This is a genomic window from Actinomadura madurae, assembly GCF_047130825.1.
GTDB classification, from domain to species: Bacteria; Actinomycetota; Actinomycetes; order Streptosporangiales; family Streptosporangiaceae; genus Spirillospora; species Spirillospora madurae.
On the sequence record NZ_CP083237.1, the window covers coordinates 4,218,073 to 4,230,788 of the forward strand.

The 12,716-nt window shown below is 69.6% G+C and carries 13 protein-coding genes; 1 reads left to right on the plus strand and 12 read right to left on the minus strand.

The window, feature by feature from the left end; genetic code table 11:
- Positions 1–60 precede the first annotated feature (60 nt).
- From K8Z49_RS19120 to K8Z49_RS19150, 7 genes are all read right to left on the minus strand, one after another.
- Complete coding sequence (locus K8Z49_RS19120) at positions 61–495, minus strand: hypothetical protein (RefSeq protein ID WP_412520105.1); 435 nt, start codon at positions 493–495, stop codon at positions 61–63.
- Positions 492–1,091 carry a hypothetical protein gene (locus K8Z49_RS19125; RefSeq protein WP_412520107.1) on the minus strand — a complete coding sequence of 200 codons (600 nt, stop codon included), beginning with the start codon at positions 1,089–1,091 and terminating at the stop codon, positions 492–494. Before K8Z49_RS19125 ends, K8Z49_RS19120 begins: the two co-directional genes overlap by 4 nt.
- Entirely contained in the window at positions 1,088–2,623 is a 1,536-nt protein-coding gene (locus K8Z49_RS19130; protein ID WP_412520109.1) for a hypothetical protein, read from the minus strand. The genes K8Z49_RS19125 and K8Z49_RS19130 overlap by 4 nt, the downstream gene beginning before the upstream one ends.
- A 105-nt stretch (positions 2,624–2,728) precedes the next feature.
- Entirely contained in the window at positions 2,729–3,145 is a 417-nt protein-coding gene (locus K8Z49_RS19135; protein ID WP_021594684.1) for a DUF3592 domain-containing protein, read from the minus strand.
- Positions 3,146–3,209: 64 nt separating this feature from the next.
- Positions 3,210–3,920: a hypothetical protein gene (locus K8Z49_RS19140; protein ID WP_412520111.1), complete on the minus strand. Its 711-nt coding sequence runs from the start codon at positions 3,918–3,920 to the stop codon at positions 3,210–3,212.
- 25 nt (positions 3,921–3,945) lie between these two features.
- A complete protein-coding gene (locus K8Z49_RS19145) occupies positions 3,946–4,848 on the minus strand; it encodes a hypothetical protein (RefSeq protein WP_412520113.1) in 903 nt (300 codons plus the stop codon).
- A gap of 195 nt (positions 4,849–5,043) precedes the next feature.
- On the minus strand, positions 5,044–5,475 hold the full coding sequence (locus K8Z49_RS19150; protein ID WP_075020888.1) for a hypothetical protein: 432 nt from the start codon (positions 5,473–5,475) through the stop codon (positions 5,044–5,046).
- 186 nt (positions 5,476–5,661) lie between these two features.
- Here K8Z49_RS19150 and K8Z49_RS19155 point away from each other — a divergent pair, with 186 nt between their 5' ends.
- A complete protein-coding gene (locus K8Z49_RS19155) occupies positions 5,662–7,251 on the plus strand; it encodes a serine/threonine-protein kinase (protein ID WP_075020887.1) in 1,590 nt (529 codons plus the stop codon).
- A gap of 39 nt (positions 7,252–7,290) precedes the next feature.
- On the opposite strand, the gene K8Z49_RS19160 is transcribed toward K8Z49_RS19155, so the two are convergent.
- The 5 genes from K8Z49_RS19160 to K8Z49_RS19180 form a co-directional block, all read right to left on the minus strand.
- Positions 7,291–8,751 (minus strand): hypothetical protein, encoded by a 1,461-nt coding sequence (locus K8Z49_RS19160; RefSeq protein WP_412520114.1) that lies wholly within the window; start codon positions 8,749–8,751, stop codon positions 7,291–7,293.
- A 14-nt stretch (positions 8,752–8,765) separates the two neighbouring features.
- The gene (locus K8Z49_RS19165; protein WP_412520116.1) at positions 8,766–10,160 is read right to left on the minus strand and encodes an OmpA family protein; all 1,395 of its coding nucleotides are present in this window, start codon (positions 10,158–10,160) and stop codon (positions 8,766–8,768) included.
- Positions 10,161–10,452: 292 nt separating this feature from the next.
- Positions 10,453–10,686: a hypothetical protein gene (locus K8Z49_RS19170; RefSeq protein ID WP_021594676.1), complete on the minus strand. Its 234-nt coding sequence runs from the start codon at positions 10,684–10,686 to the stop codon at positions 10,453–10,455.
- A gap of 171 nt (positions 10,687–10,857) precedes the next feature.
- Positions 10,858–11,574, minus strand: a complete 717-nt coding sequence (locus K8Z49_RS19175; protein WP_021594675.1) for a response regulator — start codon at positions 11,572–11,574, stop codon at positions 10,858–10,860.
- A 1-nt stretch (position 11,575) separates the two neighbouring features.
- Positions 11,576–12,703: a sensor histidine kinase gene (locus tag K8Z49_RS19180; RefSeq protein WP_161790961.1), complete on the minus strand. Its 1,128-nt coding sequence runs from the start codon at positions 12,701–12,703 to the stop codon at positions 11,576–11,578.
- Positions 12,704–12,716 lie beyond the last annotated feature (13 nt).

A 12,716-nucleotide genomic window follows, 5' to 3' on the forward strand; every position in this document is an offset into this window, starting at 1 on the left:
AGATCTTAATGATCACGTTAAACGGGCGACAGGGCCCTGAGGCCCAATGAGAAATGGCCGTCACCCGTAGGCCCAGGACGAGGTCCGGGCCTCCGCCGCGATGTGCCCCCGGTGCAGCGCCATGGCGAGGGCGCCGCCGAGCGCGGCCTGAGCCGTCCACACCGGCAGGCCGAGCGCGTCCCCGACGCTGAGGCCGGGGTCCCCGCCGAGCGCGGCGAGCGTGACCATCAGCGCGAGGAAGACCGCGTAGCCGACGGCGCCGGCGATCGCGCCCGCGCCGGCCACCCGGGCCCGGTCGCCGGTCCGGACGCTCATCCTCGCGGCGACGTAACCGCCGCCCGCCCGGACGACGGTTCCGAGAAGCCACGAGAGCCCGGTCAGGACGGGCCCGGGCTCCGTCTCCGGCTCCTGCGCGAACCCGAGGACGACGATCAGCGGCATCGTCCCGAGAAAGGTCGCCGCGACTCCGGCCAGGACCGCCTTCACGGGGATCACGAGCCGCCCCCGGAGATCCTGGCGGACGAGACGATCCGCTGCGCGCCCGCCTGGTCGAAGGCGGACCGCGGCCCCCCGTACCGGACGTCGTACTGCGGCCCCGCCGCCGTCCCGATGACCAGGTCGAGCTGCCTGGCGGCGACCGACGGGTAGACCGTCTCCATCACCGCCGCCTCGGCCGCCCCGGGAACCTTCACCACGCGCTTGGTCACCTGGGCGTCCGGCGCGTCGGCCTTGAGCCTCGCCTCGATCAGGCCCACCCGGACGCTCACGTTGGCGAGATCGCGCCCGCCCTGGAAGACCTGGACGCCGGGAGGCGGAACGTCCTGCCCGGGAGCGTCCGTCGCTCCCCCGAGCGACATCTCCAGGACGACATCCTGTTCCGTCGGCTCGATGCGGACCATCTTGTCGGGAGGCACGAACGACAGCGTCGCGACCGTCACCGATCCGGCCTGCGCGCTTCGCGCGGCGGAGGCCCTGGCGCCTCCCGGCTCGCCGCCCTCCGACTCGCCTTGCCCGCCGCAGCCCGCCGCCAGCAGGACGGTCGCCAGAAGGGCCAGGGCGGACACCGCCGGACGCCTCTTGCCGGTGTTCATTCCGCCTCCCCGGATCGGCCCTGCGGGCAGTTCGCGAGCGCCTGCCAACCCGCCTGCGGCGCCTGGTTGTCGAAGTACCGGCCGGAACGGTATTTGGCCCACGTCTGCTCGTTGTTCAGTCCGACGCCGAATCCCTTGCGTTTGATGCCTTTCTCGCCGTTGGCACCCGATCCCTCGATGGTGTTCCCGCTGGTGTCGTACTCGAAATGGGCGAGCTGCCCGTGCCGCTGGAACGCCCGGCCGTACTGGTCGAGGGCCTGGCCCAAATGCTCCGGGTGCTGGATTCTGGGCACCGCGGCCATGCCGCCGACCGTCATGAAGAGCCGGTCGAAGGCCGCGCGGTTCTCCGGCTGGGTGAGGTCCAGGCTGTACAGATCGCTCGTCTTGTGCCCGACGGTCGACTTTCCCTTCCCGGTGATGCCCTGGTTCTCCTTGCGGTCGCCGCCCAGAGTGACGGACCCGCCGCCCTTCCATTCCTTGTCGAGCTGGATGATGAACCGCACCGGGTTGCCGTTCCTGTCGAAGATCACCGTCTGGGTGCCGGCGATGCCGACGCCGCCCTCCAGGGCGGTCTTGGGGCCGCCGGCCCACGTGCTGGGAAGCATGCGCTTCAGGTCGATGCCGCCCTGGATCTTTCCGCTGGCGTCGGCGGTGAACTTCTGGGTGAAGATCCGCATGCCGTTGTTCTGCGGAGCCTTCTTGTCGTCCACGACGATGGTGACGTCGCCGGCCGCGGTCGCCTTGCCCTCACCGCCGGCGTCCAGGCCGAGATCCGCCTTCGGCCTGCCGGGGTCCTTGTCGTCGAGCCCCTTCTTGCCGCTCCACTTCCCACCGGCGGACGCCTCGCCGCCGACGCGGAAGGTGACCGCCGTCGGCGTCAGCCCCTCCTTGTCGAGCTCGGGCGAGTCCTTGCCGCGCAGCCAGTTCCAGCCTCGCCGGATGCCGTTCACCGCCGTGGCCGCGCCGTTCTCCAGCGCCTCGCCCTGGGTCCCGCCGAGACCGCTCAGCACCCGCTTCCACGTCGGTCCGCGCCGTGTGTCGAGGAAGCGCTGGGCGCGCCCGTACGGGTCGCCGCCCTCGGACTCGTTGAAGTCGTACCGGAAGCCGAGCTCGGTGTTCATGCCGGCGAAGGCGGACACGTCGATCTTGCCGTTCTTGCCGGCCTTCAGCTTGTCGTTCAGCCCGCCGAGCTTGCCGACGTCCGTCCGGTCACCCGTCTCCACACCGAGACCGCCCTTGCCGGTGAGCGTGACCTGCGCGCTCTTCTCTCCCGTGGCCGGATTCACCTGGGTGACGATCTGGTCCTTGCCCGCGAGGTCGCCCCTGATCCCGCGGAACGCGGCGTTGAATCCCATGGAACGGTTGGCGTCGTTGATATTGCATTTCGTCCAGTCGAGCGGCCTCGCGGTCGGCTGCTGCGCCTTGCATTCCCCGCCGAAAAGACGGCAGAGGGCGGGCTCGACGTTCGCACGGAACGATCCGGAGACGGCGTACGCGAGGACGGCGACGACAAGGGCCCCGACGGCGATCACCGCGCCGTATTCGAGTCCCGAGGCTCCACGGTCGTGACGCCTGCGAGTTAAGGGGCGTGTCATGGTTCGGCACCGTAATGGTCACCGCCACCCCGCGATAGGGTCTTAGGGCCTCAAGACGAACCACCAGAGAATGAGGCAGGCGGCGGTGGGCGCGAAGAACAGGATGAACAACCTCGTGCTCAGACCGCTGCGACCGAACCCGGTCAGCCGGAACTGCTCGGGCCGCGCCGGGTTGTACCTCAGCCGCGCCGATTCCCCGATCTTGAGAATCAGCCCGGTCGACCAGTCACCGAGGACGTCCCGAACGTGGCGGCCGTCGTGAGTGGTGAACTCCACGACCGGTGAGTACAGGGTGTGCCGCGTCCCGTCCTCGTAGTGGTCCTTCTCCCTGATCTCCAGGGCGGTGCACGTCGTCACGGGCCAGGCGCGGGTGCGCAGCATCCGCGCCAGCGCCGCCAGGGTCTCCAGCCAGCCGAGCATGAACGCCACCGCGGCGACGACCGCGAACGCCTCCAACACAGCAGCACCCTCCGCAGACCGTCCCCTACACCCTCTGACGGCCCCCTGTGTACACCGGCGGCCGTCAGAGGGTGTAGGGGACGGGGAGATCCGGCACGAGCGTGTCCACGCCGTCGTCGATGGCCCCGGACGCGGAGACCTTGATGTCGTGCTTCTGCAGTTCCTTGTCCTTGACCACGTACACGGTCGCGGTGAAGTCCTTGCCCGCGGCGACGGCCGCCGGCGCCTTGATGCGCGAGCGGTACCGGCTGACGATCTCGTCACGGTGCTTCGCGGCGGCGCCGGTGATGCCGGGGCGGAACCTGATGTCCTCCACCCGTCCGACCACGTACGTGAGGACGCCGCCGGGACGGGTCGTCTCCACATAGGTGCGCGCGAGCGCCGCCGCCGTGGCCGCGTCCCCGACGGTCGTGCCGTCGGCCGCGGTCACCTTGCCGAACGCGCTCGGGGCGCCGGTCAGCAGCTCGACCCGGCCGCCGCCCGTGGCCACGTGGAGCAGCACCGGGTGGGGGGACTGGCGGTAGTCCACGCGGTAGATCTTCCAGGTCCGCAGGAACGGCGCGGTGACCGGCGTCAGCCGGCTGCCGCTCAGCGCGACGATCCGCGCCTCCTCCTGCCGGCCGGCGGCGACCAGCCCCTTGCTGATGGTCTGGCGGAGCCGCTCGTCCGGGCGCGTGTTCGGCTTGGTTCCCCCGGCTCCCGCGTCGCCTCCGGACCCGCACCCGGTGAGCAGCAGGGCCAGCAGCAAGGCCGGGAGCGCCAGCGTCACGCTCACGGCGCGACGGCCTGGACGGCGCCGCTCAGCAGAAGATCCACAGGAAGCAGTCGTGCGCGTCATCCCATGCCTTCCCATAGTTGTCGGCGTACTTGTTTCCGTCCACGGACGAGACGACTTCTCCATTCACGAACGCCTGCTTCACTCTCTCACGCCCTGCCTTCTCCCCGACCGCCTTCTCGCCGGCGGCGTCCAGCGGCGGTCGCTGCGCCTTCGCGCGCGCCGCGTTCTCGCGCCTGACGGCGTCGTTGTACGCATCCTCGTACTCCTGCTGCAGCAAGGTGTCCGGTGAGTTCCCACCGCGGTTCCTCTGGAGCTGCTGGTTGTTCTGGATCGCCTCGACCGTGCCCTCGGTCTCCTCGTCGATGGACTTGTCGATGAAGTCCTCGCGGCTGAGATCGTCGATGTCGGGATCGTCGCGGTGCTCGGCGTGGTTGACCTCGTGCACGAACGTGTTGGCCCGTTCTTCGGGGGTCTGGTTCGTGTCGACGTAGAAGACGTTGGCGTCACCGTCGTAGTAGGACCCGCCGCCCGCCCGGTAGACGACCCGAACACCGTGGTCCTTCACCCATTTCAGGGCGTCCCGGCCGAGCTGAGTCTCGTTCAGGACGGACTCGGTCTCGGTCTGCTCCTTGGACGGCTTCGGAGGCGGTGGCTGCGGGACGGGCGGGCCGGGGCTCGGGCTCGGCTCCGGGCCGGGGCCGTCGCCGTCCGCGGACGTCCGCTGCTGCGTGTCGGCGCACTGCGCCTGGAAGAGGTCGCAGATCGCGTTGCTGACATGCCCCTCGACCTTGGTGCTGACGAGCGTCCCCAGCACGCCCACCACGAGGGCGGCGACCACGATCAGGGCGCCGTATTCCAGGCTGCTCGCGCCCCGCTCCCGATCCGCACGGGAATTCGGCAACGCTCGTGAACGCTCGATCAACATGCCCCGAAATTAGGGCGGCGGCCGGAGTCCTCTCCAGAGTCTCAGGTCCCTTGCCGGTCCTAATATCGGGCCACGTCCGTTTGGGTCCCTCACCCCGACATCCGGAAGAAAATGGGCACTCGGGACCAGGAGACAGGGTCCTGCGACCCAACGCTCACTTCCTTGTCCCCGGGCGCGCATGCCGGTCCCCCGCGTTCAGCGGTTCTTCCGCCATGTGCCCCGTTCTCTGGTGGTGACGGTCTCCGCGGCCCAGCGCTGGGAAAGCGTCTTGGAGAGCGCCAGTCCGAGAACGACGCCGAGCGACGCCTCGATCAGATGCAGCACCACTCCGACCGCGGTGTCGGAGAACGGGATGCCGAGGGAGGCCGCCACGAAACTGCCGAGCACGGGAACGGGCAGCGCGGCGACGACCCTCCCGAGGCCGTTGGCCCACTCCCGCACGTAACTGCCGGCGGCGACGGCCATGAGAACGCAGAACAGCAGCCAGGGAAGATGGACCCGGAGAACCTGGGCGTACTCGTCCACGGGTTCGCCCTGGCCGGTCGTGGGAGCAAGCGCCTTCAGTGCGAGGAGGGCCATCACGGCGAGGAGACTCGCCGTGAACCAGGCGGAGAACACGGCACGCATGGCCCCGCACGGTAGGTAATACGGACGTGATTACCCAGGGTCTACAGACCTGGCCGGAACCGGCCCCGCCGCTCGGCACCGGACCCGGTCCTGGGCCTGGAGACCCATGTCCGGCGCTACTTGCCGCACCCTCCGGGCCTGGCTACCGTCAGCGCTATGCCTTCGGCGGACACTGACGAGACCGCGATGCCCGGCCGTTATGTCGGTCCTTACCGGCTGGGCCGCGAGCTGGGGAGAGGGGGAATGGGGACGGTCCATCTCGCCGAGGCCCCGGACGGCCGTCCGGTCGCCATCAAGATCATTAACCGGGAGATGACGGGCACCCCCGACTTCCGCGAACGTTTCCGGCGAGAAGTGACCGCGGCGCGCCAGGTCCGTCCGTTCTGCACGGCACCGGTCCTTGACGCGAACATGGACGGCGAGCCTTTCTACGTGGTCACGGAATACATTCAGGGCCCGACCCTGGAGCACGTGATCTCCACCTACGGCCCGCTGAGCGGTTCCGACCTGGAGGGGCTGGCCGCGGGCATCGCGACCGCGCTGTCCGCCATCCACGGCGCGGGCGTCGTCCACCGCGACCTCAAGCCCGAGAACATCCTGCTGTCACCGTTCGGGCCGCGGGTCATCGACTTCGGGATCGCGCGCAGGATCGGCACCGACCATCGCATCACGCGTGCCGGCCAGAGCATGGGCACCCCCGCGTTCATGGCGCCGGAAGGGCTGGTCGACGAGCCCATCACCGCCGCCGCGGACGTGTTCTCCTGGGGCAGCGTCGTGGCCTACGCGGGGACCGGGCAGCTCCCCTTCGCGGGCGAGAACGTCGGTGAGGTCCTCTACAAGACCGTGTACGGCGAACCCCGGATCGACGGGCTGAGCTCCCCTTTGCGGGAGCTCGTCCTCCGGGCCCTGGCCAAGGACCCGTCGGAGCGTCCCACGCCGGCGCAGCTGCTGCGGGAGCTGACGGGGCAGAGCGACACCGAGCGCGCGGCGCGGACGGTGGGGCTGGTGGGGACGACCATTCCCGAGATCGCCCCGAACGGCGGACCGCGCGTCCAGCCCACGAAGGACGGCTTCACACGGCGCCTGCCGGGCAGGTACCGGTCCCGCCTGCGCCTCGCCCTGGTCGCCGGGATCGGGGCGGTGGCCCTCGCCGCGGGCCTCGCCACCTTCCTGTGGCCGAACGGCGGCGGCGGGACGTCCGGCGACGCCTCCGTGCTCGCGGACGACTTCTCCGACCCGGGATCGGGCTGGGCGACCGGCCGCGGGAACGGCGAGTACGAGGAGTACCAGCAGGGCGCTTTCACGATCTCCCAGATCAGCCAGGGGTACCACCAGACCGTGCGGGCCCCGCTGGCCGGCCCGCCCGCGAACGTGAAGATCACCGTTACCGTGCGCGTCGAGTCGGCGAATCCGGCCGATGAGGCCGGGGTGTACTGCCGGAGCGACGGTCACCACCGCTACGACGTCCTGCTCGCGCAGAACGGGACCATGCGGATCAGGAAGGGGGACGAGCTGACCGGCACCGTGCTCGCGACGTCGTCCTCACCGGTCGGGACCGCCGGGTCGGGCGCACGCGTCACCGGTGTCTGCACCGACTCCGGCGCCGGTGTCGAGATCAAGGCGCTCGTCGACGGCCGGCAGGTGGCGGTCGCGACGGACAGGAACGCGCCCTTCCGCTCCGGCACGGCCGGCATCGTCGCCGGCCGTGAGGGACGCCTGCAGTACGAGCCTGCCACGAAGGCGACCTTCGACGATTTCCGCCTCGACCGGGCCTGATCCGGCCGGAGCCCGGGCCGGGCGGCGGTGGCTCGTCGGTCAGCGTCTGACGAGGACCGTCGCCTGACCGTCACGGTAGATCTGCCGCCATCCCGGGTCCGCGGCGATCGCCCCGGCCAACGGGGTGCCGGTCTCCCATATGACGACGTTCACTCGATACCGGTCGAGCATCCCTCGCCATTCCGGACCCCCTTCCCGGACCTTCATGTACTCCTTGGTGAATGCCACGGGATACATGTCGTAGCGGTCGTCCATGAAGACCTTCTGCCGGGGCCAGTATTCGTGGATCACATACGCGTTCCATGTGTGGGTCGTGAACAGCCGCTGCCCGAGCAGGCCGTTCTGCTCGACCACCCGCATGGCGCGGACCGGGTACTTGTCGAAGGAGAACGCCGGGCGCGAAAGCGCCGTGCCGGCGAACAACGCCACCGCCGCCACCACCAGCGCGATGATCCCCAGATCGGCGATGTGCCGCCGTTCCTCCCGTTCCGGGCGGGTGCCGAGCACGCGCGCGGCGACCGGAAGCCCGACCAGCGGCGCGAGGGCGATGTTGCGCAGCGCCCAGAGACCGAGCAGCAGGAACGGGACCGTCACCACCAGATCCCTTGTGGACGCCTTTCCTGGGCCCCTTGCCAGGACGATGACGAACACCGCGATCCAGAGGGCGAAAGCGGCCCCGAGCGTGGTCCGGAAGTCCGGCGACCCCCATTCCTGAACGTTCCGGAGAACCTCTCCCCTTGACACCAGGTCGACGGGGAAAAGGACCAGGCGGTAGCCGTAGGGATTGATGAAACAGGCCGCGAACGCGAGGGCCGACGCCTGGAGCAGGCGCCGCTCAGCGCCGCGCCACGGCGCCGCGCCCTCCAGCCATCGACCGATCAGATGCAACGCGATATAGGTGAATCCGAGGGCGAAGGAGCCGTGGACGTTCGCCCAGAGGCACATCAGGACGGGAAGAAGGACCAGCGGCCGCCGCCCTATCGGGGAGTCCGGGACCTCGACGATCCAGATCAGCAGGACGAGCGCCAGGATGCCGAACACGAGCGGACGCTCGACCCAGAAGTGCAGCGACACCGCGAGCGCCGGCAGCACCAGCTGGGCGCTCCGCGCCCCGCCGCGCAGCCGGTCCGCGAGCCGGAAGGCCAGAAGGGCGATGGCCGCGTTGACGATGCAGTCCAGTATCAGGATCCACGAGGGCCCGGCCGTTTTGTCGATGGCCGCGTAGAGCGCCTCCACCAGCCAAGACTGGGCGATCCACGCGGTGCCCGGGACGGTGTAGGAATAGATGTCCCCGTGCGGCACACCGTGGGCGAGAATCCACTGTCCGGTCTGGAGGTGGGTCAGGAACGAGTTGTCGTCCAGCGGCTCCAGGCCGCTCATGAAACCCAGCGCCATCCAGATGACGGACGAACGCGTGCGTGCCGACGGCAACCGGACGCGCTGGTCGGATCGGATGCCGGAAGTGTCCCGCTCGTCCTTTTTCTCTTCCGCGACGGTCATGTCCATGTCCCCGGCTATCTGATGGTCAGACCCTTCACCGCGGCGTCGGCGGCGTCGGTGCCCTGGCCCCAGGGGACCTGCATTTCGAGGTTCGACGCGTTCGCGGGCGGCTCGTAGGCGTTGTAGAGGACGACGCTCTCCCCCGGGCCGAGGACCTTCTTCGCGTCCTCCCGGGCCACCTCACTGCAGATGCACGGACCGGCCTGCGTGCTCAGCGAGTTGTAGCGCACCTGGTTCGCGGCGTCGTACAGCATCACACCGCCGGTGGTGTCCGCCCGCGCCGGCTGCGGAGCGGATCCGTGGATGTTGGCCCGCTTCTCCAGCATGAGCCCGACATCCGGCGACCCCTGCCCGGTGTTGCGCAGCGTCCACACCAGGATCGTCAGCCCCGACGAGTCGCGGTGCAGGCTGTTGACCTCGACCTTGAGGCCGTTGGCCGCGGCCGACTTGAAGGTCGCCGAACCCAGCACCGCCGAGGAGCCGCGCTTGTAGGGCTCGCCGCTCACGGGCGGCGGCGCCGGCGCGGGCGGGCGCGCGAACAGCACGGTCACCCGCCGGTTCTTGCGGCGCCCCTCGTCGGTGTCGTTGGTCGCCACGGGCTGCTTCGAGCCGTGCCCGGCCGCCTTGTAGGACACGCCCTGCCTGGTCACCAGGCTCTTGAGCCGGTCGGCGACGGCCTGCGCGCGGCGTTCGGAGAGCGGCTGGTTGATCGCGTCGTTCCCGGTGTTGTCGGCGTGCCCGTCGACCTGGACGGTCGCGCCCTTCGACGCGTCGATCTGCTTGGCGACCTGTTGCAGGAGCTGCTCGGCCCGCGGAGTCAGGTCGGCCTTGTTGACGGCGAACAGGACATCGGCCGACAGCCGCACCGACCTGTCGTTCGGGTCGTCGGCGACCGTCTGCTCGGTCCCCTCGGTGAGGCTTCGCAGGTTGAGGACCCTCGGCTTCTTCAGCTGGGCCTTGGCCGGGTCGATCTGCCCCTGCAGCGGCTGCACGGGATCACCGGTGATCGGCACGTCCTGGAAGGGCACCGACAGCGGGACCACGAGCGTGGCCTTCTGGAGGTTCGCGGGAGGCGACGGGAAGGTCGCGTAGACGTCCATGGCCGCACCGGGGCCGACCGGCTTCTGGAAGACGCCCGTGCAGACGCAGTTCTGCGACGAGGTGGTGGTGTGCAGGGGGTAGTAGATCTTGTCGCTCGCGGCGTCGACGAGCCCGATCCCGCTGGCGGCCAGCGGGTCGCCGAGGTCCGGGTCGAGGGAGTCGCCGAGCTCGTTGACGGCCCCCGACAGGTCGATCTTGTTCTTTCCGTCATTGACGATCTTGAATCGGGCGGTGACGGTGTTCGCCGCCGTCCGGCTCAGCGCCAGCAGGTCGACGTGCGCGGGGCCGTCCTTGTGAGCGAGCGGCATCGAGGCGATCGGCCGCAGTTCCCCGCCGGGCGTTCCCTTGCCCGCCGGCCCTGTCGATTTCTCGGATTCCGGCTTGTCGTCACCGGAACATCCCGAGAGAACAAGGGCGAAGGCGGCCGGAACCGCGACAAAACGAACGGCGCGCCGCCCCGCAGACATGCGATGATTCATGATTCCTCTCTAAAAAGCAGAAAACCGTCAACGCCCGATGGGGAGACCGCGGTTGCCGCGGTCTCCCCATCGGGCGTTGACGGATCGCTTCGAGCCGGTCCGGTCGTGACGTCGCCGGGGATCAGGTGGAGGCGCCGCCACCCGGGCTGAACAGGCTGGTGATCGCCTCGGTGATCTTGGTCCGGACCGTGGTGTTGATGGCGGTGTAGAGGATGCCGACGATCAGGGCCGCGACGATGATGAGGGCGCCGTACTCCAGCGCGCTCGCGCCCCGGTCGTGCCTCTCCTTGAGCTGCTCGACGCGGTCCTGAACGAAGGTCTGAAGAGTGACGAAGAGGGGGATCATCGGGTTCATCTGGTGCCTCCCGGCTGTTTCTGTCTCGCCCTGACACAGACAACAGTAGGGATTTCAGATAGCCTTCCCCAGGGCCCAGCGGCCCAATTGCGGCCGTCTCCCGGACCCAACCTCGACAGGGCCCCCAGACCCAGAAGAACGGATCCTTTCCGGCCGCCAAGGGCTCCGGCGTCATCCGTCCGCCTCTTCCGACGTGCCTATCCATTGTGCGATCGCGGCGGCGCGCGAGGTCACGCCGAGCTTGGCATAAATGCGGTTCACATGATTCTTGACGGTCTTCTCCGCCAGGAACAACTGCTGGGCGATCTGGCCGTTGGACCGGCCCCGGGCGATGAGCCGCATCACGTCGGCCTCACGCGCGGACAGCCCGAAGTCACCGGTGCCGCGCGCCAGCGGTGTGGGCCGCTCGCGCCGGTCCTGCTCCGCCGGCCGCTCCGGCCGGGGTTCGGGTGCGGGCTGGGGCGGCCGGAGGTCGGACTGCACCGCGCCGACCAGAGCCGAGACCGCCGACGGCGAGAGGGGGTTGGAGCCGTTGACCACGCCGTGCACGGCGGCGGCCAGCTCCTCGGGAGTGAACGAACCGTGCACCAGGTACCCGACGGCGCCGTTGCTGATGGCCGCGCGGACGACCTTCGGGTCCTCGGTGTAGGTGAGCATGATGACGCGCGTCTTGCCGCTGATGACCTGCGCGGCGGCGACCCCGTCCATCAGGGGCATCTGGACGTCGAGCAGCACGAGATCGGGCTTCAGCCTGTCGACCAGCTCGATCGCGGTGCGTCCGTCGCCCGCCTCGCCGACGACCTCCGCACCGGACGCCTCCACCAGGGAGGCGAGGCCCGAGCGGACCACCACGTTGTCGTCGACGACCACGACGCGCGGAACCGTCATCTCAACCCACCTCCGCCAGCCGGCGCTCGCCGGTCAGGTCCACGGGAAGCCGGGCGGACACGGTCGTCCCCGTCCCCGGCTCCGACGAGATCGCCACCGTCCCGCCCACGCGCTGAGCGCGCTCGTGCAGGCCGATCAGGCCGTAGTGCCCGTCACGTGCCAGGTCCGTCAGCTGCTGGAGACGGAACCCGCTGCCGTCGTCGACGATGGTCAGCACGAGATCATCCTGTTCCTTGGTGAGTTCGACCCGCACCGAATCCGCCTTCGCGTGCCGCTCGACGTTGGTCAGCACCTCCCGGAGGATGGCGACCACCTCATGGCGCATACGCAGCTCGGGCTCGACGTCGAGGTCGAGATCGCAGGTCACGGCCACCCCCGCCGTCTCTCCCCAGCGGTTCGCGGTCTCCTTGAGCGCCTCGTGCAGGGAGCGGGTGACGGCGTCGTCGCGAAGCTCGGTGAGCAGTTCGCGCGCCTCGCGGGAGGCGACCGACGCGGCGAGCGCGATCTGCGACGCCTCCTCCGCGGCCCGCACCTGGTCCCTGGACATCCACAGCGGCAGGGTGGACGCGGCGAGCGCGATACCGCGCAGCGTCTTCGCCAGGGAGTCGTGCATCTCGCGGGCGAGCCTGGCCCGCTCCTCGGAGGCCGCCGCGAGGACCTGCGCCTGCCACAGTGCGGCCTCCTTCCTGGAGTAGTCGTCCAGCAGGCGCCGGAGCGCGACGCCGGCGAAGCCCGCCAGCGGGTAGTAGAGGGGCTGCCCCAGTAACGTCTGGAAGGTCACGGTCTCGATCTCGGTGGCCGTGAGGACGTAGGTCAGGTAGTAGACGAGGATCTGCAGGCCGGCGACGGCCAGCATGCCCTGCCATCGGTAGAGGAGCCCGGCGATGGTGGCCGTGGCGACGGTGGACAGGAAGTACGGACCCGCGATCCCGCCGACGCCGAGCACCGCGAACGACAGCAGCATGTCGAGGGTGTAGAGGGCCGGGTGCGCGGCGACGCGGGGAGCGACGATCCGCCATTTGCGCGCGGTGCCCCACGACACGAGCACCATGGTCATCATGAGCGCGAACACGCCGACCGTCAGCTGCTCGCGCGGCAGGAGCAGCATGCTCAACGCGGTGATCAGCATCCTGATCTCCATG